The sequence below is a fragment of the Burkholderia sp. BCC1999 genome, from assembly GCF_905339975.1.
In the GTDB taxonomy this organism is placed as follows: domain Bacteria; phylum Pseudomonadota; class Gammaproteobacteria; order Burkholderiales; family Burkholderiaceae; genus Burkholderia.
The window spans coordinates 130,824-150,267 of record NZ_CAJPHP010000012.1; the positions used below are offsets into that span (position 1 = coordinate 130,824).

Here is a 19,444-nt window from a genome sequence, read left to right on the forward strand (position 1 = left end):
GTGAAGCGGCGGCGCCGGATGAATATGAATGCGGCTATCGCACCGGGCCGGCGCGCGTCAGAACCCGAACGCGATCGCGAGCAAGCCGCTCACGATCCCGAACACGACGACGAGCATCGCGACGATCGCCAGCATGTACGGCTTGAACGAACGCGCGAGCATCGCGAGCGACGGCACGCTGATCGGCGGCAGCGTCATCAGCAGCGCGGCGGCCGGACCGACGCCCATGCCGAGCGACAGCATCGCCTGGATGATCGGCACCTCGCCGGCAGTCGGGATCACGAACAGCATGCCCGCGACCGCGAATGCGACGATCCAGCCCAGGTGATTGCCGATGTCCGGGCCGATATGCGGGAACAGCCATGCGCGCGCGGCGCCGAGCAGCAGCACGAGCACGATGTATTCGGGCACGAGCCGCACGGCCATGCGCACGAGCAGCTTCATCCAGCGGACGAACGGATTGCCGGCCGCGGCCTGCTCGGCCGCCAGCGCGGCGAGCTGCGCATCGTCGATGCTGCGGTCTTCAGGTCGCGCAATGCGGTTCAGCAGATAGCCGATCCCGAACACCATCGCGATGCCCAGCACGAGGCGCAGCGCGCTCCAGTGCCAGCCGAGCACGAAGCCCATGAACACCAGCGCGGCCGGATTCAGCACCGTGTTGCCGAGCCAGAACGCGACCGCGCCGCCCGGCGACGCATGGCGCGCACGCAGGCCCGCGACGACCGGCGCCGCGCAGCACGTGCACATCATTCCGGGCAGCGACAGCAGGCCGCCCGCGGCCACGCTGCCGAACCCGGTACGGCCGAGCACGCGCGCGACCCAGTGCGCGGGCAGCAGCGCCTGCACGGCCGAGCCGAGCAGCAAGCCGAGCACCATCGCCTGCCAGATCGCCTTGCCGTACGCCCATGCGTAGTCGAGCGCGGCCTTCAGCGACGGCTCGGGGGCAGTCGCCGACGTGCCCATCAGGATCGACTGGCCGATCGAATGGTGCTCGGCGGCAACGAACGCCTTGTTGTAGTACGGAAACCATTTCACATAGAACAATCCCGCGACCGCGATCAGCAGGAAAGTCATCCAGCCGAGGGCTGGACTGGGTTGGGCGCGTGTGGTCGTCATCGTGTGGTCGTCGATTGGTCTTGGTCGGTTTCGGATTTCGCGCCTGCGGCAAGCGCGGCCGACGCGGGCAACCCGGTTTGCGCGAGTTCGGCCAGCAGCGTGCGCGCCTGGTCGCGCACGTCGGCCGCGTTGGGCCGGAACGTGAACGTCAACGCCCGGTTCGGCTTGTTGTACGTCGCGCGGTAGGTCCGTGCGTAGGCAGGATCGTAATGCTTGTCGATCAGCTCGGTGAACAGGTCGGCGCGCGCGTTCGCGTCGATCAGCGCATTCCAGTGCGTCACCTGTTCACGGCTATGCAGGCCGATCAGCCGATGAAGCTGCGCCTTGAACGCGTCCGGTTCGTCGAACAGGTGCGCGTAATCGTCGAGAAGGAACGCGATCCGCTCGTCGTGCGCCGCGTCGACATGCACCCACGGCCCTGCGTGAAACGCTTCGATCAGCGCGATCGGCAACTGAACGAGCCCGATCCTGCGGCTTTCCGATTCGACGAACACCGGCCATTCGGGGTCGAAACGTCCAAGCGTTTCGACGAGCCCCGAATCGAATCCCTTCTGCGTCGGCTGCGGCTTGCCCGGCAGCGCGCCGAGCAGCGAACCGCGATGGCACGCGAGCGCCTCGAGATCGAGCGTCTGCGCGCCCACGTCGTGCAGCGCGTTCAGCAGGCGCGTCTTGCCGCAGCCCGTATGGCCGACGAGCGCGATGTAACGAAAGCGCGTCGGCAGCGAATCGAGCGTCGCGCACACCGACTGGCGGTACGCCTTGTAGCCGCCGTCGAGCTGGCGCGCCTTCCAGCCGATGAGATTGAACCAGGTCGTCATCGAGCCCGAGCGCTTGCCGCCGCGCCAGCAGTAGATCAGCGGCCGCCAGTTGCGCGGCCGGTCGGCGAACGTCGTGTCGAGATGGCGCGCGATGTTGCGCGCGACAATCGCCGCGCCGACGCGCGTCGCCTCGTACGGCGACACCTGGCGGTACATCGTGCCGACGAGCACGCGTTCTTCGTTGCTGAGCACGGGCGCGTTCAGCGCGCCGGGAATATGATCCTCGGCGAACTCGAGCGGCGTGCGCACGTCGATGATCTCGTCGAACTCGCCGGCGCGATCGAGGGTGACAATCAGGTTCTTCAATTTGGCGTCGAACAGGGGCGATGCGGCTCGATGAGCCGCATGGACACGGAAGGCGGATTGACGATTATCTCACGGGCCGGCGTCTCGGGCCGCGCACGGCAGTCGGCGGCGCCGATGCGACCTGCATCGCGTCGATCAGGTGATCGCGGAACGCCCGTACCGACGCGGGCAGATCGCGCCCCGCCATCGTCTGCACCTGGATGCTGCGCTCGCGCAGTTGCGGGTTCGTCACGGGCACGACGACGAAGCCGTCCGCATCGAAACGGTCGCGCACCGACAGCAGCCCCGTGAACATCACCGCGCCCGTGCGCCGCGCGTAGCCGTACATCGCCGCGGTGTTGTTGCTCGTCAGTTCGGGCTCGAGCAGCAGCCCGTCGAGCGCGCACGCAATGTCGATCAGTTGGCGCACCGTCGTGCCGGCCTCGGGCAGCACATGCGCGTGCCGCGCGACGTCGGCGAGCGACACCGCGTCGCGCGTCGCGAGCGGATGGTCGTGCCGCACCAGCGCGAAGACCGGTGCGCGCTCGGTGTGCTCGACGCGCACGCCCTTCTCCGGCGCGAGACTGAAGGTCAACGCGATGTCCGCGTCGCCGTCACGCACGCGCCGCGTCGCTTCCGCCGGCGACACGACCCACACGGTGAAATCGACGCCCGGGTGGCGCGCCTTGAAGCTCGCAAGCGCGCCGGGCAGGAAATCGATCGCGAACCCTTCCGAGCACGCGAGTTTCAGCAGGCTGCCGTGCAGCGCGTCGAGCCCGCCGATGTCCTTCATCACGTGCTCGGCTTCCAGCAGGCTGCGCTGCGCGAACGCCAGCAGCCGCTCGCCGGCCTCCGACAGCGCCATCCCGCGCGGCCGGCGCTCGAACAGCGGCGCGCCGAGCTCGCTCTCGAGCTTCGCGATCTGGCGACTGATCGCCGACACGGCCACATGCAGCCGCGCGGACGCGTCGCTGATCGAGCCGGTGCGCGCCACCTCGACGAAATACCGCAACGCCAGGCCATGCAGGAAAGCCGCCATCGTTCTGTCTCCGCGCCGCATCCGGCCGCGCTGCTTTGCCTTTTTGGCAAAGAAAGGTTCGAAATTCGATCATTGTGACAAAAAAAACGGCTTTCTAGAATCGATCGCACTTCACGTTGCATGCGCGGTCCGCGCGCGTGGCGACCCCGTCAGAGGAGACACGACTTGAGCCGTACCGCCGCCATCCAGCACGCGCTGAACCAGTTCGAATCCGGTGCGTTCTTCACGACCCTGAGCCGCCGCGTCGGCCTGCGCACCGAAAGCCAGGACAGCGGCAACGAAGCCGCGCTGCGCACGTACCTGACCGACGAAATCGCGCCCGAGGCTGCCCGCCTCGGCTTCACGTCGCGGATCGTCGCCAACCCCGTCGACGGCGGCGGCCCGTTCCTGCTCGCATCGCGCCATGAAGACGACGCGCTGCCGACCGTGCTGATCTACGGCCACGGCGACGTCGTGCGCGGCTACGACGCGCAGTGGCGCGCGCCGCTGTCGCCGTGGACGCTGACGGCCGACGGCGACCGCTGGTACGGCCGCGGCAGCGCCGACAACAAGGGCCAGCACACGATCAACCTGGCCGCGCTCGCCAGCGTGCTCGACGCACGCGGCGGCCGGCTCGGCTTCAACGCGAAGCTGCTGATCGAGATGGGTGAGGAAACGGGATCGCCGGGCCTCGACGCGCTGTGCCGCCAGGAACGCGACGCGCTCGCGGCCGACGTGCTGATCGCGTCCGACGGCCCGCGCATCGCCGCCGCACGCCCGACCGTGTTCCTCGGCTCGCGCGGCTCGGTCAACTTCAAGCTGAGCCTGCGCGCCCGCGACGGCGCGCATCACTCCGGTAACTGGGGCGGGCTGCTGCGCAACCCGGCGATCGTGCTCGCGCATGCGCTCGCGAGCCTCGTCGACGCGCGCGGCGCAATTTGCGTCGAAGGGCTGCGCCCGCCGCCGATCCCGGCCACCGTGCGCGACGCGCTCGCCGATCTGTCCGTCGGCGGCGGCCCCGGCGACCCGGCCCTCGACGCCGACTGGGGCGAGCCCGGTCTCTCCGCGGCCGAGCGCGTGTTCGGCTGGAACACGTTCGAGATCCTCGCGTTCAAGGCCGGCAATCCCGAGCACCCTGTCAATGCGATCCCGCCCGTCGCGTACGCGCACTGCCAGTTGCGCTTCGTCGTCGGCACCGACTGGGAAGCGCTGCATGCGCACCTGCGCGCGCACCTCGATGCGCACGGCTTCGCCGACATCGAGATCGACGTCGAACGCGGCGCCCCGGCGACGCGTGTGCCGCCGGACGATCCGTGGGTCCGCTGGGCCGTCGCATCGCTGGCGCGCACCACCGGCAAGAAGCCCGCGATCCTGCCGAATCTCGGCGGCACGCTGCCGAACGAAGTGTTCGCCGACACGCTCGGGCTGCCGACGCTGTGGGTGCCGCACTCGTACCCGGCATGCTCGCAGCACGCGCCCGACGAGCACCTGCTCGCGAGCGTCGTCAGCGAGGGGCTGCAGATGATGGCCGGCCTCTTCTGGGATCTCGGCGACGACGCACCATCCGTTCGCCGCGCGGCACCCGCCGCGGCCGGCGCCGCCCTGTAACGCGCTTCGCCCCTTTCACGGGACCTGCACATACGATGAACACGACCACCCTGACCTCGCAGGACGCCGCGCGCCCCAGCGCCGCGAAGATCCGGCGCCTCATCTTCGCGGCGTCGATCGGCAACGCGCTCGAATGGTTCGACCTGATCGTCTACGGCTTCTTCGCGGTGACGATCGCCAAGCTGTTCTTCCCCGCGACGAGCGAAGCGACGTCGCTGATGCTGACGCTCGGCACGTTCGGGTTGTCCTACCTGATCCGGCCGATCGGCGGGTTCGTGCTCGGCGCGTACGCGGACCGCGCGGGCCGCAAGGCGTCGCTGCTGCTGTCGATCGCGATGATGATGGCCGGCACGCTGCTGATCGCGCTGATGCCGACCTATGCATCGATCGGCATTCTCGCGCCACTCGGGATCATGCTGTCGCGGCTGATGCAGGGCTTTTCCGCCGGCGGCGAATTCGCGAGCTCGACTGCGTTCCTCGTCGAACACGCGCCGCAGCGGCGCGGCTTCATGTCGAGCTGGCAGTTCGCGAGCCAGGGCCTCGCGACGCTGCTCGCATCAGGCTTCGGCGCGCTGCTGACGGCCACGCTGACAACCGCCCAACTCGAAAGCTGGGGCTGGCGCGTGCCGTTCCTGTTCGGGCTTGCGATCGGCCCGGTCGGGCTGTATATCCGCCGTTACGTCGACGAAGGTGTCGAGTTCAAGACGCAGGCACGCTCGGAGGCGCCCGTGCGCGAGCTATTCGCGGAACAAAAGCTGCAGGTCCTGCTGTCGATCGGCGCGCTCGTGATCTCGACCGCGATCAACTACATGATCCTGTACATGCCGACCTACGCAATCAAGCAGCTCGGGCTGCCTGCGTCGACGGGCTTCGCCGCGACGCTTGCGACCGGCTTCGTGCTGACCCTCGTCACGCCGATCGTCGGTCATCTGTCCGACAGTACCGGGCGGATCCGCATGATGGCGGTCGCGGCACTGCTGATGCTCGTCACCGTGTGGCCGACGTTCGCGTGGCTGACGCGTCACGCGTCGTTCGCGACGATGCTCGCCGCACTGGTCTGGATCGGTATGCTGAAAGCGATGTACTGCGGCGCGCTGCCGGCGCTGATGGCCGAACTGTTCCCGTCGCAGACGCGCGCGACGGGGCTCGCGGTCAGCTACAACACGGGCGTCACGCTGTTCGGCGGCTTTGCGCCGTTCGTGATCACCTGGCTGATCAGCACGACCGGCAACCGCCTGTCGCCGGCGCTCTATCTGATGGGCTGTGCGGTGCTGAGCCTCGCCGCGCTGTTCGTCGCGCGCACGCGGCTCAAGATGCGATAACCCTGGGAAGCGACGGCGCAGCGATGCGCCGCCGGTGCGGCCCGTCCCGGAGCAATGCCGCGACGGGCCGCGCGCCGTTTACGGCGCCGGGTTCGGCTGCAGTTCGTGCAGCGCGTCGATCTCGGCGAGGATCTCGTCGGACAGCTTAACGTCGATGCTGCCGATGTTCTCCTTCAACTGCTCGATCGACGTTGCGCCCACCAGGTTGCTGCGCACGAACGGCCTGCTGTTGACGAACGCAAGCGCCAGTTGCGCGGGCGACAGCCCGTGACGCTGCGCGAGCGCGACGTAACGCGACGTCGCCTCGACTGCCTGCGGCTTGCTGTAGCGCTGAAAGCGCTCGAACAGCGTGATGCGTGCACCAGCCGGACGCGCGCCGTTCTCGTACTTGCCGGACAGCCAGCCGAACGCGAGCGGCGAATACGCGAGCAGGCCAACGCCGTCGCGATGCGTGAATTCCGACAGCCCGTTCTCGAACGTACGGTTCAGCAGGCTGTACGGATTCTGGATGCTCGCGATGCGCGGCAGCCCGAGCTTCTCGGCCGCACGCAGGAACTGCGCGACGCCCCACGGCGTTTCGTTCGACACGCCGATCGCCCGCACCTTGCCTGCCTTCACGAATTCCGCGAGCACGCCGAGCGTTTCCTCGATCGGCACCGTGTACGCGTCGTCGACCCACGGATACGCGGGACGGCCGAACGTCGTCGTGCTGCGATCGGGCCAGTGCAGCTGATAGAGATCGACGTAGTCGGTCTGCAGGCGCTTGAGACTGCCGTCGAGCGCCTCGGTCAGGTTCTTGCGGTCGAACTGGTTGCCCTCGCCGCGGATATGGCGCGGGTTGTGCGGCTGCCGCGCGGGACCCGCGATCTTCGTCGCGAGCACGATGCGCTCGCGCTGCGCGCGATGCTGCGCGAGCCAGGTGCCGATGTACTGCTCGGTGCGGCCCTGCGTGTCGGGCTTCGGCGGCACCGGATACATCTCCGCGGCATCGATCAGCGTCACGCCCTGGGCGATCGCGTAGTCGATCTGCTCGTGCGCGTCGCGTTCCGAATTCTGTTCGCCCCACGTCATCGTGCCGAGCCCGACCAGGCTGACCTCGATGCCCGAATCGCCGAGTGTGCGGTATTCCATGCTGTTCCTGTCGCGTCGGTGGAAAGCAGAAACGCTATCACATTGAAGCGACCGCTTCAGACTCGCGCCGCCCATGCTTACAGACGGCCTTCGACGCCGCTCCGGAGGTTCGTGCGCAGCCTGGACGACGGCGCCGCCGCCAGCCGTTACTGCGGCCGCTGAATGAAGCAGGTCGCCGACGCATGCGCGACGATCTTGTCGTCCGGCGTCTTCAGCGTGCCCTCCGCGACGCCCAGCGAACGCGACAGGTGAATCACGCGCCCTTCCGCGATCAGCTCGACGTCGCGCGGCACCGGCCGCAGCATCTTCACGTGCAGATCGACCGTACCGTAGCCGACGCCCGCGTCGAGCATCGAATGCACCGCGCACCCGGTGACCGAATCGAGCACCGTGGCGGCGAACCCGCCATGCACGCCGCCGAGCGGATTCAAGTGCCGGCCGTCCGCCCGCGCCGAAAACTTCACGTAACCGAGCTCGACGTCGAGCGGACGCATCGGAATCGTCTCGGAAATCGATGCGAGCGGCGCATCGCCCGACACAGCTGCGCGCAGCAGATCGAGACCTGACAGGGAACGCGGATTCATCGTCATCGGGTTGTCTCCGGGTTGAAAGCGCGTCGCCGCGCTAGTAAGTTCCAAATTGGAACTCATTATCGACAACGATGCCGGCCGTTGTCAACGCAGCCGCGCCCGTGACAACCGAAGACGGGTTCTATAATAGAACCCGCCATTTCGCTGAACCGCCGCAAGAGGCAAGAGACTCGACGATGAAATGGGATGACATCGGCACGCTGAACTGTTCGGTCGCGCGCACGCTCGCCGTGCTCGGCGACCGCTGGACCATGCTGATCCTGCGCAACGCATTCCTTGGCTGCCGCCGCTTCGATGCGTTCCAGACCGAGCTTGGCCTCACGCGCCACGTGCTGGCCGAGCGGCTCGCGCGGCTCGTCGACGAAGGCGTGCTGGTCAAGCGTGCGTATCAGGAGCGGCCGCCGCGCTTCGAATACCGGTTGACGGACAAGGGCCTCGACCTCTACCCGGCCCTGCTTGCGCTGATGGCATGGGGCGACCGCTGGAAGGACGACGGCCAGGGGCCGCCAGTGCAATTGCGCCACCGTACCTGCGGCCAGTTGATGCATGCGCTCACCGTATGCTCGGCCTGCGGCGAACCGCTCGATGCGCGCGACGTAGAGCCCGAGCCTGGACCGGGATGGATCGCATCCGGCGAAATCGGCGCGCCGACGGTCAAGGATTGACGCTCGACGCAACGTTGCGTCATCGCCTCTGCCACGCGTGAACATCGCGCGGGCAATCGCGTCGCGATACTCGCGTGACCGCGCCGCTACGTCTGCGTTACACTCACGGCCCGCTGTCTCGAAATTATTCGCTGTCCACGATGTTGTCGCGCAATCGCCTCGCCGCTGCCTGTCTCGCCGCTTCCCTGCTTGCCACACCCTTCGCCGCCTTCGGCAAGACACAAAGTGAATCGCTGCTCCAGCAGGCGATCGACCTCGTGTCACGATGGCTGCCTGCGCCCACTCACGAAGCACCCGCGACACAAGTCGTCGAATCGGCATTCTCGCCCGACGGCGGCGCCGAGGCACTCGTGCTGAAAGCGATCGGCGCCGCCCGCAGCTCGATCCGGGTTGCCGCGTATTCGTTCACATCGCCGCCCGTCACGCGCGCACTACTCGATGCGAAGCGACGCGGCGTGAATGTCGCGGTGGTCGTCGACGACAAGGGCAACCGTGCCAAGAGCAGCAAGCAGGCGCTGAACCTGCTCGTCAATGCCGGCATCCCGACACGCACGATCGACGCCTATGCGATTCATCACGACAAGTACCTCGTGATCGACGCCGAGCACGTCGAAACGGGTTCGTTCAACTACAGCGCGTCGGCGGCCAGCCGCAACTCGGAAAACGTCGTCGTGGTCTGGAACAATCCGCAACTCGCGTCACGCTATCTCACGCACTGGCAAAGCCGCTTCGATCAGGGCACGCCGTACCGCTCCAGCTACTGACGCACGCCGCGCGCCTGGCGCCGTTTCTCGACACCTCGCGTTCGAACCGTCGTGATGCAGATGATCGGCGAGCATGGTGCGATGTTCAATTCGGCCGAATGGCCAGTACGCCGCGTCACGCATCGCACGACATGCGCGACGGCCGCCGCACTCAATGGATTTCGGGCATCCTCCCGGTGGCGGCGCCGGCCTGCGCGGTCGGCGCACAGCGGTTCGCGCGCCCGTCCACGCTGCGTGCCGAAGACGTCGACAAACCAGGCAGCGCATTGCGCACGCAATCCGTGCTGAACGCCAGTGTGTTCTCAACCATCGGGTAAAGAAGATACAGCGCAAACGCGAGATAGCCCGCGTACAGAATTCGAACCATGGTGCGGTGGGATGCGATGAACGATTGGACTCGCCCTATTTACGGCATTACGCCGAGCACCTTGAGACGTCGCGCAAACGATTCTGCATCGTGATGCAATGCAGACTCATGACACCTGCTTCTCACCGCATCTGCATCGATCGGGACGACGCCGGAAATGCCCGCCGCCGGACTCGCGAGTTGGCGATGCGCCGAATAATGCGCGATACTGTCCGGCATACGATCCCGTGACCGGCGTTGCAGCCGGGACAAGAGACCAGGCCCATGCAAATCGCACCGAAACCGGCCGACGAGGCCGCCCGGCTCGACACGCTTCATTCGCTCTCGATCCTCGACACGCCGCCCGAAGAGCGATTCGACCGCCTGACGCGTCTCGCGCGCCGGCTGTTCGACGTACCGATCGCGCTCGTCAGTCTCGTCGACGAGCATCGCCAGTGGTTCAAGAGCCATGCGGGCCTCGACGCCACGCAGACGTCGCGCGACGTATCGTTCTGCGCGCACGCGCTGCTCGCGGGCAATACGATGGTCATCCAGGACGCGTTGAACGACAACCGCTTCCACGACAACCCGCTCGTCACCGGTACGCCGGGCATTCGCTTCTACGCCGGCCGGCCGCTCGCGGCACCGAACGGTGCACCCATCGGCACACTGTGCCTGATCGACACGCGGCCGCGTTCGCTCGAACCCGAAGAACTCGCACTGCTCGGCGATCTCGCCCACATGACCGAACGCGAGATCGCCGCACTGCATTTCGCGACCACCGATGAGCTCACGCAACTGACGAACCGGCGCGGCTTCGAGATCCTCGCCCGCCACGTGCTGAGTCTGTGCGATCGCCTCGGCCGGCACGCGGTGCTGCTGTTCTTCGACCTGAACGATTTCAAGGCGGTCAACGACCGCTTCGGTCATGCCGAAGGCGATCGTGCGCTCAAGACATTCGCCGAGACGCTGACCGGCGCACTGCGCGACAGCGACGTGATCGCCCGGCTCGGCGGCGACGAATTCGTCGTGCTGCTGAGCGCCACCGATCCGGCCGACGTCGTCGAGCCGGTCGAACGCGTGACGCAGGCGCTCGCGTTGCGCAACGCGGCCGACGCGCGCGGCTATGCCATCCGGTTCAGCGTCGGGCACGTCGCGTACGATCCCGCGCGCCATCCGGCCGTGGCCGACCTGCTCGCCTCGGCCGATCACCTGATGTACGAGGACAAGCAGCGCGGCAAGACGACTGGCGCGTAAGCGCGGGCAAATCGGGGGCGAGCGCCCGCCGCCGCCCCTTTCAGCCGCGGTTGCGCGGTTGCATCAGTTCCCGCACGGCGGCGCGCTGGCCATGGCCTCCGCAATCTGCTCGGGCGTCAGGTCGCGCTGATGCGTCGCGAGCGACCAGCGATGGCCGAACGGATCCTCGACCTGGCCATAGCGATCGCCCCAGAACATGTCGGCAGCCGGCATCGTGACCGTCGCGCCGGCAGCGACGGCCTTCGCAATCGCGGCGTCGGTATCCGGTACATACAGATGCAGGCTGACCGACGTGCCTTTCAGCGCCTTCGGCCCGAGCGCGCCGTGTTCGGGCATTTCATCCACCAGCATCAGCGTCGAATCGCCAATCATGAGGCACGCGTGCGCGAGCCGGCCGTCGGGCATCGCCAGGCGAAACTGTTCGATTGCATTGAATGCGCGCTTGTAGAAGTCGATGGCGGCTGTCGCGCCGGCGCAGATCAGGTGCGGCGTCAGCGTGCGCATCCCTTCCGGGATCGGTTTGACGGACGTGGACATGGGTGTCGCTCCTTCAGTCGGTTGTCGTATCGAAAATCGGGACGGACGCGCGATGCGCACGCCTCCGATGCTACGACGGACGACCTCGGCGGAATTCGACACGACGGCGAACATTTTTTTGTTTTCTTGAGCCGCGAATCGGGCGGCGTCACTCCATTCGGTCGGCTCGATCGACCGACGTGCCGAACTGACGGCGGCATGCCTCCAGCAACCCGGCCACCGCGTCGAGCGGAAGCTCGACAAATCGGGCGATCGGCAGCATCACGCCACCCGGCACCTTGGTGCGCGACGAATGCGGCGAGAACTGGTAGCCGATGTAACGATTCCCGGCCACGCTGATGATCCTGAATTCGGTAACGTCGCGCCATGGCGTGACGGGCTTTTCACGTGCGGCCCCGATCAGCCTGAAGCCCGTTTCGTCGATATGCAGCGCCATCTTGCGCCGCGACGAGATGAAGAAGGCCGCGCTGGCCAGCACCAGCATCGCGGCCAGCGCCGCCACGGGCCAGAGCGTCGGATCGGCCGCATAACCGCACAGGCTCGCCACGGCCAGCACCGCACACACCATCGCCCTTCTTTTCAGGCTCCGGCCGTCGACCGCCAGCGTCATCGGCAACTGGCCGATGACGGTTCCCTCGGCGGGATCGACAGGCAAGCCGGAATCGTTTGTTGCGGGTTCCTCGTTCATTGCTCGCTTGCTCGCGTCGGCGGCAACCGGCCCATCGGCGCGGGTGCCTGGTCAAGGTTCCGATCTCGTTCATGCGGAACAAGTGCCGCGCTGTCGGCTCAAGTCAATTAATTGCACACCTTGACGGTGCCGTTGGTCGTGCACTGACCGACGGCCCAGTGACTTTGCCCTGCCAGATACGGCGCCATGCCCATGCCGCGAATCGGCTCGGCCGGCGACGATGCCGACACGGCTGCCGATGCGGTCTCGGGCGACGGCTGCGGAAGCGGCGTCTCGGGCGCGATCTGGCAGGCAGCGAGCGCCAGACAAAGTGCGAATGCCAACGGAGCGATGACAGGCCTGGACATGATCTCGTACGCGTTTGCGCGATTCGATTCGGATACCGGCTCGCCGCACATCGCATGCCCCTCCAGATCGTTCTGGCGCAACCGGCATGCAGTATGGTGATGACCCGATACTACGCCTCGCGATCGAGGTTGTGCGAACGGCCGTCCGGCCGGGCACCGCAGTCGATGCAGAAGCGCACGCGAATGCCGGCGCAGGCCGTTCCGGTCAGATTTGCGGAAGATCGTGCAACGTGCGCGACTCGCTCGTTGCATCGATGTCGAGTTCGATGCCTTCCGACGCATCACGATACCGCACGCGTTTCAGCCTGGGCCCGATCGCGGTGTCGTCCGATGCCGAGAAGATCGCGCGGACATCGCTGCCGGACGCAAGCGCACGCGCCACGTCGGCCACCGGCGCCTCGCTCGGCGTCGCCGCCCACGAACGGTCGGCCGGATTCACGGCCGCCCAGCGCACGTGCGTCACGCGCGCGGTGAGCAGATCGATTCGAACACCATTCACCGCAAACATCGACATCGGAATCTCCTTCGAATTTCCTGCGGCCCGTCGCACACCTGCGGCGAGTCACGGGCGGCCGGATCTCGCCTGCATTTCCGGCGCGGCCGCAATGATGCGCGCTTGCCCTGCCAACGCGATTTTCGATGATACATTGGGACGCTTTACAACCGTCAACAGACAATCGTGCACGGGAGAAACACATGACCGACGCCTGGGGAACCTTCCCTGCCAGAATGGGCGACCATCAGGCTTTCATCAGCTTCAACCACAGCTTCGCGGAAATCGCCGAAGGCGATCCGCGCACGTCGCTGCTCACCGTGCGCGTGCCGTTCGCGCATCCGACGCCCGAAGGCTTGCCGGCCGGCGACGAATTCGCCGATCTCGCGAAGATCGAGGATCTGCTGGATGCGACGATCACCGCGAAAGGCGGCGTGCAGGTCGGCCGCATCACCGTGGACGGCAACCGGGATTTCCTGTTCTACGTGCCGTTCGACGAAGCGGCCGCGGCCGAGATCGTCGACGCGCTGGCCGAACAGACGGCCTACGCGCTTCAGTACGCGCATCAGGACGATCAGGACAAGGAAGCGTACTGGCAGACCCTTTACCCGACCGACGACGACTGGCAGATGATGCGCGACATGCGCGTGCTGGATGCACTGCGGGAGAAAGGCGACGCCAGCGACGTGAGCCGGCGCGTGATGCATTGGGCGTACTTCCCGGACCCGAGCGACGCCCACCAGTTCGCGGACTGGGCCGAAGCGAAAGGCTATCCGGTCGAATCGGTCGCGCCGACCGAAGACGGCAAGTCGGCCGTACGGTTTTCGCACGAAGGCACGATGGCGCTGGCCGACATCACACGCCATACGATCGCGATCAATCGCGAAGTGCGTTCGCTCGGCGGGGAATACGACGGATGGGAAACCAGCGTCGAACAGGCTGGCTAAATAGATCGGCGTGACTGCTGCGCACGACGTGACGCAATGCGTCTCGCGCAAAAAACTCCCGGCAGCGTTGTGACGCGCCGCCGGGATCAAGGCATCGCCGGCCGAAACCGGCGATGGGCCTGAGGGTTCGCTCAGGCACGAGGAAAGTGATTCGTGCGGATCAGGCGAACGGTTGCCGGGGCGCGCAGTGGATACCGTCGCGCAGCCTGCCGAACGCCTGTCCGGTTCCGCCGACGCAACCTTCCGGCGTCGGATGGGCAAAAAGCCCCCGCTCCTGCGCGAGCGAGCGGGGAAATGGTTGACCGGGCCGGGGAAGAACGGTCAACCGGCCAAATTGTGACCGCGGGTGACGCGATGGTCTGTGCGGCAACTCACCCTTTGGTGACAATGCGGCGACGACCGACAGCCTCACTGGCCGGGAGCGAGAGCCGCGGTCGCGATGCGAGCACTCCGACGAGGATGGGCGTTAGCGCCATCACCCCGATCGCCATCGCACGGTCGGCAGTCGGTCATAACGGTGCGGTGAAGTGCGAAATGGAATCTGCCCGCGATCCCTCCACCCCGCGCGACGAGTCCGCATCGCGATACCTCGATCGATTGCCGGCAAGACGACGCCAATACGGCGTCGCGATACTCGAACGTGCGAAGATGCAGGAATATTTCTGCCGTCATTGAACGGCACGGTGGTGCGGCCTGCCAGGTCGGCAGCGATTTTGGTCGCTTCCAGCCGTCAGCGGCGTTCTTCTTTTCATGTCTGGCGTTCTACTTTTTATTTAGTACAAGCGGACGTCCTCGGAATCTGGGCAGTTTCCGGTAAGGCACGTATATTGTCAAAGCAGCATTATTCTATTTTTTCAAGCGCCGAGATTTCGGCTGCATTTTCTTGCGCCTGATTTTGTGAAGCCGCATTTCACGCGCGCCATAACCGGAATCACACCAGAATCGCGACAATCCGGTTTCGCCATCAAGGCGAACCGCTGGAAAACCAGTCGACAACCATGTCGATCCAGTCCAGATCGCTGACGATTTCAATGACGGTTTCGCCGACGATTTCGGTAGCCGATGCGTCTGTCGCCACGCCCCCGGCAGCCGCCGCTCCGGAAGCCGCCACACCAGCCTTCGCGATCTCGGCAGATGCGCCGGACCGCGGGTCAGCAAGCCGCTCCAGCCAGTCGACGATATTGGCACGCGCATCCTCTTCATCGGCGAAGTCGTTCCGCGCGAGAAAGCGATCGAACACGATCCACGCGAGCGTCTTGCTTCGCGCGTCGGATTCGAGTTGCCAGTCGACAACGGCTGTCCGGCCGGACGCCCTGATTTCGAGCGTCGCGGTGAAACGGAAATCGAGATACTCGATCTCAAGTTTCGACGACATGGTTTGCTCCCGTCACTCCGCCCGCTCCGTTCTCATGATGACCCGCGCGTGCCGCGTTTCGCGCCACTGCGTGAATCTTGCATGACTATTGCACAGCGTGTCACTTCGGCTGGCAGTATCGCGATATTCTCGCAACCTGTCGATATCGACCGCCGATGCATGACTGCCCCTGCTTTTCCACCTGTTTTCTCTGCAACTCCGGCTACGCGGCGACTCGCTCCGTTTTTCTATTCCGGGTATCGATCTGCTCCGCGGCCGCGATCGCGCTGCTAAACTCAAACCAAAGAGACCGATTGCGCCAGAAGAGGAAATAATGACACTCGCCCACGCACAACAGAGCGGCGTAGATGTCTGGATTATCCAGCTCCCCGGGCATGCCCCGTATGCCTATACGCACCTCAAGCGGGTGTTCTCGTCCGACGACTCGCGACATCGGGTCGTGACGATCGACCTGAAGAAATTGCTGGCCTGCGCCGACCGCGACACCACGGACTATGTGCTGCCGTCAGTTCAGTACTGGGCTCCTGGAAAAGCCGCGGGTATTCGCGAATTCCTCGATCCGGATCAGGACAGGATTCCCGACATGCCGTTCATCACGTTTCGCGAGACCAGAACGCGAACGCTGTTCGGCATTCCCGGCCTGTCGAAAATCGGCGTCGCGTCGTTTCGCAACGGCCAGCATCGTGCGCGCTATCTTGCCTACGCAGGCGCAACAGACCTGCCCGTCGAGATCCACGAGACCGAAGCTGATTTGCTGATTCGATATTGCGGCGAGTAACGGCGAAGCGCGTCCGGCTTTCGCCCCGATGCCGGCAAGGCTTCAAGCCTGTATCGCGTAAATCCGATCGGTGACTTCCGTCGGGCCGATGCGGCTTGTTTCAATACCGGCCAATTGCCAGCCGTTGTGCTCGTAGAAGCCGATCGCACGCACGTTGCCGTCCAGCACCTGCAGGTGGACCTTGCCTACGCCGATCGACCGCGCCCAGGCGCGTACGGCTTCGATCATGCGCTTGCCCGTCCCGCTGCCGTGATGCGAAGGATGGACATGCAGGCAATCGAGCAGCACCCCGAGCGCCGGATCGACGGGGCGTTCCGCACTGACGAAGCCGACGGGCTCGCCATCCAATTCGGCGATCAGCACCAGGCCCCACTCGTCCTCGTTGCGATCGAGATACTTGCGCCACCGGATCGCGTGCTCCGTCGGCACCTCGTCGGACAGATAGGCGGCCGGAAGGATATGGCTGTATGCGGTCTGCCAGCTCAGCGTATGCAGGCGGGCGATGAGGGACGCGTCGTGTGTGGTCGCGGCGCGCAGCGTGGTCCGGATGTCCGGCATGGGTCGGCGACTCCTTGTAGCGTGTTCTCTCGAACGGTATGTCTCGTCGCAAAATATACCGTGCTTTGCGGAATGCAATGCTCGGTGGCACGGCGCGGGGCCATCAGCGCGTACGCAAAAAAAATCCCGGCGCCTTCATGGGTCGTCGGGATCGAACGGCCCTGCAAAGCATGAGGGCACGAGGAAGACGATACATTACACCAACGTAAGACTGTCGCGCTTTGTCGGCTCGCGCCAAGTCCCTGTTCCATTCCGCCAATCAGTCCTCGATGCAGCGCCGTAAACGAAAAAAGCCTGCTCACGCGTGACGCGAGCAGGCAAGAAAACGGATCAGCATTCGAGGCACGAGGGCTGTCCAGGAAAGATAACGGCACGGAACGCGCGAACCTTAGCGGGAGAGATAACGTCGTGGGCGAACGGAGGTGAACGTTGTCGGCGCAACGACCGGGAAACACGGCGGAGTTCGGACTCGGGCCTTCTTTCGCCTCCGCGCCATCCACGTTGCAGAGGTCAATGAAGTCGCACTATCGATTGATGTCGCGCACGATCTCGCGCCCAATTTCGACACCTGCCTGCTTCGCCTCATCCGAGGTCTCGTACTCGGTATCGAAGTCATGTCGCCTGGGCGATTCGACTCCGTCTTTGCGAACCCGAACGTTCGCCATCCATGTGCTGCCGGGTGCCGGCTGTACGGACTCGACGATGATTTCGTAACCGTTGAATGCGTCGATATGGCATTCGATTCTTTTGTGCATAGGGTGTCCGTGCACATTCACCCGATGTTGCTGTTGGGTAAGCGGCTTTACGAAGCGGCTCTTTTGAAGATCAACACCGAAACTACGCCTTGCTCGACGAGTTGAATGCGGGCATACCACTTCGTCAAAGACACCCTGACGAAAAACCACCGCGCTGTGGCTGCGCCGGAAAGCAAAAAGCCCGGTTCATTGAACCGGGCTTTTTGCTTGAATTTTTGGGGTGGCTGATGGGACTCGAACCCACGACGACAGGAATCACAATCCTGGACTCTACCAACTGAGCTACAGCCACCACTGATACTGCTTACTTCGCTTCGCTGTTTTGTTTCAGCAGCGAAGAACAAGATTATACGAAGTCTTTTGAATCTTGCAAAGCCTTTTTTTCAAAAATTTCTTCGGCTTCGTTCAGGTGCGCGCGCGCCTCGTCGAACACGGCCAGATCGGCGCGCGCGAGCTTCTTGTTATCGGACAGCACGCGACGCCAGCCACGCGCGCCCGGCATGCCGCGATACAGCCCGAGCGCATGCCGCACGATCGCGCCGAGATAGGTCCCGCGCTTCAGTTCGGCCGCGCAATATTCGATCAGCTGCGCTTCGGCTTCTTCGCGCGTCGGCACCGCGGCGGTCGATCCGTAGAAGCGCGTATCGACTTCGGCCAGCACAAACGGGTTGTGATATGCCTCGCGCCCCAGCATCACGCCGTCGACGTGTTCCAGATGCTGCGCGACTTCATCGAGCGTCGTGATACCGCCGTTGATGACGATCTCCAGCGACGGAAAATCGCGCTTCAACTGATACGCATAGTCGTACTTGAGCGGCGGGATCTCGCGATTCTCCTTCGGCGACAACCCCTTCAGGATCGCGTTGCGCGCATGCACGACGAACGTTTCGCAACCGGCCTCGGCCACCGTGCCGACGAAGTCTCGCACGAACGCGTAGTCCTCGACCGCGTCGACGCCGATTCGGTGCTTGACCGTGACCGGCACCGACACCGCATCGCGCATCGCCTTCACGCCGTCGGCGACGAGCTGCGGCTCGTTCATCAGGCACGCGCCGAACGCACCGCGCTGCACGCGCTCGGACGGGCATCCACAATTCAGGTTGATTTCGTCGTAGCCCCACTGTTCGCCGAGCTTCGCGGCGCGCGCGAGATCGTCACGCTCGCTGCCGCCCAGTTGCAGCGCGATCGGCGATTCGCTCGGCGTGAACGCGAGATGCCGCTGGGCATCGCCGAACAGCAGCGCGCCCGTCGTGATCATCTCCGTATACAGCCACGTGTTGCGCGTCAGCGTACGGTGGAACGACCGGCAATGACGGTCGGTCCAGTCGAGCATGGGCGCGACGGAGACGCGGCGGGGAGGAAGCGAGGACGGAACGGACATGGAATTCGGGCAACAGGCCAGGCGGCACGGAAACAACCGGGTATTTTACCGCAACACGGGCCGCTCCTGCCCGACGCCCCGCTAGCCGCCCTCGCCCAGCTCCGCATCGACGGCCCGGCGCGCCTCGTCGAACACGCGCTCGATCACGCGACGCTCGGTCAGCAGCAACCCGTCGACCTTGACGAGCCGCCAGTCGATCCGCACGGCATCGCCTTGCAGCACACGATAGTGCGCATGCTCGCCGTCCCAGACCTGCTCGGTCTTCACCTCGATCTCGAAGCCGCGGTACGGCTCGCTGAAATCGCCGAGGTCGCTGCCTCTCGGTTCCATCGCACGCTCCGTGGCGACGCGACGCCAGGCCGCTCGTGCAACCGGCGCCGGACGCTCAATCGTATTCGTTGGACAAAAAGGATTTGCCATCGGCCGTCAGGTCGACCCGGTCGGCCGTCGCCTGATAGATCAGCCCCTCGTTCAGCAACGCATAGACGACGTCGTCGAACGCGGCCGGAACCGGCCGGCTTTCGCCGAACTGGTCGATCCATTTCAGCGCCTCGATGGCTTCAGGAGAAAGGATGGGGGTCATGCGTTGGCCTCCGCCGTCGGTTTCGTTCCATCCTAGCACTTCATCCGGACGTCGAATACCGAGGCGAGCGCGCTGCGCAAAT

Annotated in this window: 23 protein-coding genes and 1 tRNA gene; 7 read left to right on the top strand and 17 right to left on the bottom strand. The window is 65.2% G+C overall.

Features of this window, described 5'->3' with window-relative positions:
- Nucleotides 1-57: 57 nt before the first annotated feature.
- The 3 genes from U5809_RS19095 to U5809_RS19105 all read right to left on the bottom strand — a co-directional run bounded on the left by U5809_RS19095 (nucleotide 58) and on the right by U5809_RS19105 (nucleotide 3,258).
- A complete protein-coding gene (locus tag U5809_RS19095) occupies nucleotides 58-1,116 on the bottom strand; it encodes a permease (RefSeq protein WP_322087704.1) in 1,059 nt (352 codons plus the stop codon).
- A complete protein-coding gene (gene mnmH, locus U5809_RS19100) occupies nucleotides 1,113-2,240 on the bottom strand; it encodes a tRNA 2-selenouridine(34) synthase MnmH (RefSeq protein WP_322087705.1) in 1,128 nt (375 codons plus the stop codon). The genes U5809_RS19095 and mnmH overlap by 4 nt, the downstream gene beginning before the upstream one ends.
- Nucleotides 2,241-2,304: 64 nt before the next feature.
- Nucleotides 2,305-3,258, bottom strand: a complete 954-nt coding sequence (locus U5809_RS19105; RefSeq protein WP_176048112.1) for a LysR family transcriptional regulator — start codon at nucleotides 3,256-3,258, stop codon at nucleotides 2,305-2,307.
- Nucleotides 3,259-3,423: 165 nt separating this feature from the next.
- On the opposite strand from U5809_RS19105, the gene U5809_RS19110 reads away from it, so the two are divergent.
- The gene (locus U5809_RS19110; protein ID WP_322087706.1) at nucleotides 3,424-4,845 is read left to right on the top strand and encodes a M20 family metallopeptidase; all 1,422 of its coding nucleotides are present in this window, start codon (nucleotides 3,424-3,426) and stop codon (nucleotides 4,843-4,845) included.
- A gap of 35 nt (nucleotides 4,846-4,880) precedes the next feature.
- Nucleotides 4,881-6,167 carry an MFS transporter gene (locus U5809_RS19115; RefSeq protein WP_322087707.1) on the top strand — a complete coding sequence of 429 codons (1,287 nt, stop codon included), beginning with the start codon at nucleotides 4,881-4,883 and terminating at the stop codon, nucleotides 6,165-6,167.
- A gap of 78 nt (nucleotides 6,168-6,245) precedes the next feature.
- Here the strand turns inward: U5809_RS19115 and U5809_RS19120 are convergent, their stop codons facing one another.
- Together U5809_RS19120 and U5809_RS19125 are read right to left on the bottom strand one after the other, a co-directional pair.
- Entirely contained in the window at nucleotides 6,246-7,298 is a 1,053-nt protein-coding gene (locus U5809_RS19120; RefSeq protein ID WP_282507427.1) for an NADP(H)-dependent aldo-keto reductase, read from the bottom strand.
- 146 nt (nucleotides 7,299-7,444) lie between these two features.
- Nucleotides 7,445-7,882: a PaaI family thioesterase gene (locus U5809_RS19125; protein ID WP_322087782.1), complete on the bottom strand. Its 438-nt coding sequence runs from the start codon at nucleotides 7,880-7,882 to the stop codon at nucleotides 7,445-7,447.
- A 182-nt stretch (nucleotides 7,883-8,064) separates the two neighbouring features.
- Between U5809_RS19125 and U5809_RS19130 the strand changes: the two genes are divergently transcribed.
- The gene (locus U5809_RS19130; protein ID WP_322087708.1) at nucleotides 8,065-8,553 is read left to right on the top strand and encodes a helix-turn-helix domain-containing protein; all 489 of its coding nucleotides are present in this window, start codon (nucleotides 8,065-8,067) and stop codon (nucleotides 8,551-8,553) included.
- Nucleotides 8,554-8,693: 140 nt separating this feature from the next.
- Nucleotides 8,694-9,317 (top strand): phospholipase D family protein, encoded by a 624-nt coding sequence (locus U5809_RS19135; RefSeq protein WP_174991448.1) that lies wholly within the window; start codon nucleotides 8,694-8,696, stop codon nucleotides 9,315-9,317.
- Between the two features lie 151 nt (nucleotides 9,318-9,468).
- Here the strand turns inward: U5809_RS19135 and U5809_RS19140 are convergent, their stop codons facing one another.
- Nucleotides 9,469-9,684 (bottom strand): hypothetical protein, encoded by a 216-nt coding sequence (locus U5809_RS19140; RefSeq protein ID WP_322087709.1) that lies wholly within the window; start codon nucleotides 9,682-9,684, stop codon nucleotides 9,469-9,471.
- A 264-nt stretch (nucleotides 9,685-9,948) separates the two neighbouring features.
- Here U5809_RS19140 and U5809_RS19145 point away from each other — a divergent pair, with 264 nt between their 5' ends.
- Complete coding sequence (locus U5809_RS19145; RefSeq protein ID WP_282507423.1) at nucleotides 9,949-10,920, top strand: sensor domain-containing diguanylate cyclase; 972 nt, start codon at nucleotides 9,949-9,951, stop codon at nucleotides 10,918-10,920.
- A 63-nt stretch (nucleotides 10,921-10,983) separates the two neighbouring features.
- Here the strand turns inward: U5809_RS19145 and U5809_RS19150 are convergent, their stop codons facing one another.
- The 4 genes from U5809_RS19150 to U5809_RS19165 all read right to left on the bottom strand — a co-directional run bounded on the left by U5809_RS19150 (nucleotide 10,984) and on the right by U5809_RS19165 (nucleotide 13,006).
- Nucleotides 10,984-11,457 (bottom strand): VOC family protein, encoded by a 474-nt coding sequence (locus tag U5809_RS19150; RefSeq protein ID WP_322087710.1) that lies wholly within the window; start codon nucleotides 11,455-11,457, stop codon nucleotides 10,984-10,986.
- A 148-nt stretch (nucleotides 11,458-11,605) separates the two neighbouring features.
- Nucleotides 11,606-12,145, bottom strand: a complete 540-nt coding sequence (locus U5809_RS19155; protein ID WP_322087711.1) for an aspartyl-tRNA synthetase — start codon at nucleotides 12,143-12,145, stop codon at nucleotides 11,606-11,608.
- 107 nt (nucleotides 12,146-12,252) lie between these two features.
- The gene (locus U5809_RS19160; RefSeq protein ID WP_322087712.1) at nucleotides 12,253-12,492 is read right to left on the bottom strand and encodes a hypothetical protein; all 240 of its coding nucleotides are present in this window, start codon (nucleotides 12,490-12,492) and stop codon (nucleotides 12,253-12,255) included.
- Between the two features lie 205 nt (nucleotides 12,493-12,697).
- Entirely contained in the window at nucleotides 12,698-13,006 is a 309-nt protein-coding gene (locus tag U5809_RS19165; protein ID WP_282507419.1) for a phosphatidylserine/phosphatidylglycerophosphate/cardiolipin synthase, read from the bottom strand.
- 182 nt (nucleotides 13,007-13,188) lie between these two features.
- On the opposite strand from U5809_RS19165, the gene U5809_RS19170 reads away from it, so the two are divergent.
- Complete coding sequence (locus tag U5809_RS19170) at nucleotides 13,189-13,932, top strand: DUF695 domain-containing protein (RefSeq protein ID WP_322087713.1); 744 nt, start codon at nucleotides 13,189-13,191, stop codon at nucleotides 13,930-13,932.
- Between the two features lie 964 nt (nucleotides 13,933-14,896).
- Here the strand turns inward: U5809_RS19170 and U5809_RS19175 are convergent.
- A complete protein-coding gene (locus U5809_RS19175; protein WP_322087714.1) occupies nucleotides 14,897-15,307 on the bottom strand; it encodes a hypothetical protein in 411 nt (136 codons plus the stop codon).
- Between the two features lie 313 nt (nucleotides 15,308-15,620).
- Here U5809_RS19175 and U5809_RS19180 point away from each other — a divergent pair, with 313 nt between their 5' ends.
- The gene (locus U5809_RS19180; RefSeq protein ID WP_322087715.1) at nucleotides 15,621-16,085 is read left to right on the top strand and encodes a plasmid fertility inhibition factor family protein; all 465 of its coding nucleotides are present in this window, start codon (nucleotides 15,621-15,623) and stop codon (nucleotides 16,083-16,085) included.
- 42 nt (nucleotides 16,086-16,127) lie between these two features.
- Here the strand turns inward: U5809_RS19180 and U5809_RS19185 are convergent, their stop codons facing one another.
- The 6 genes from U5809_RS19185 to U5809_RS19210 all read right to left on the bottom strand — a co-directional run bounded on the left by U5809_RS19185 (nucleotide 16,128) and on the right by U5809_RS19210 (nucleotide 19,362).
- Nucleotides 16,128-16,643, bottom strand: coding sequence for a GNAT family N-acetyltransferase (locus U5809_RS19185; protein ID WP_322087716.1), 516 nt, complete (start codon nucleotides 16,641-16,643; stop codon nucleotides 16,128-16,130).
- A gap of 524 nt (nucleotides 16,644-17,167) precedes the next feature.
- Nucleotides 17,168-17,398: a DUF6566 family protein gene (locus U5809_RS19190; protein WP_322087717.1), complete on the bottom strand. Its 231-nt coding sequence runs from the start codon at nucleotides 17,396-17,398 to the stop codon at nucleotides 17,168-17,170.
- Between the two features lie 216 nt (nucleotides 17,399-17,614).
- Nucleotides 17,615-17,690 (bottom strand) — tRNA-His (locus U5809_RS19195).
- A 54-nt stretch (nucleotides 17,691-17,744) separates the two neighbouring features.
- On the bottom strand, nucleotides 17,745-18,731 hold the full coding sequence (gene dusA / locus U5809_RS19200) for a tRNA dihydrouridine(20/20a) synthase DusA (RefSeq protein ID WP_282507403.1): 987 nt from the start codon (nucleotides 18,729-18,731) through the stop codon (nucleotides 17,745-17,747).
- A 129-nt stretch (nucleotides 18,732-18,860) separates the two neighbouring features.
- Nucleotides 18,861-19,109 (bottom strand): hypothetical protein, encoded by a 249-nt coding sequence (locus tag U5809_RS19205; RefSeq protein WP_176048195.1) that lies wholly within the window; start codon nucleotides 19,107-19,109, stop codon nucleotides 18,861-18,863.
- 55 nt (nucleotides 19,110-19,164) lie between these two features.
- Nucleotides 19,165-19,362, bottom strand: coding sequence for a hypothetical protein (locus U5809_RS19210; protein ID WP_059234572.1), 198 nt, complete (start codon nucleotides 19,360-19,362; stop codon nucleotides 19,165-19,167).
- Nucleotides 19,363-19,444: the final 82 nt, after the last annotated feature.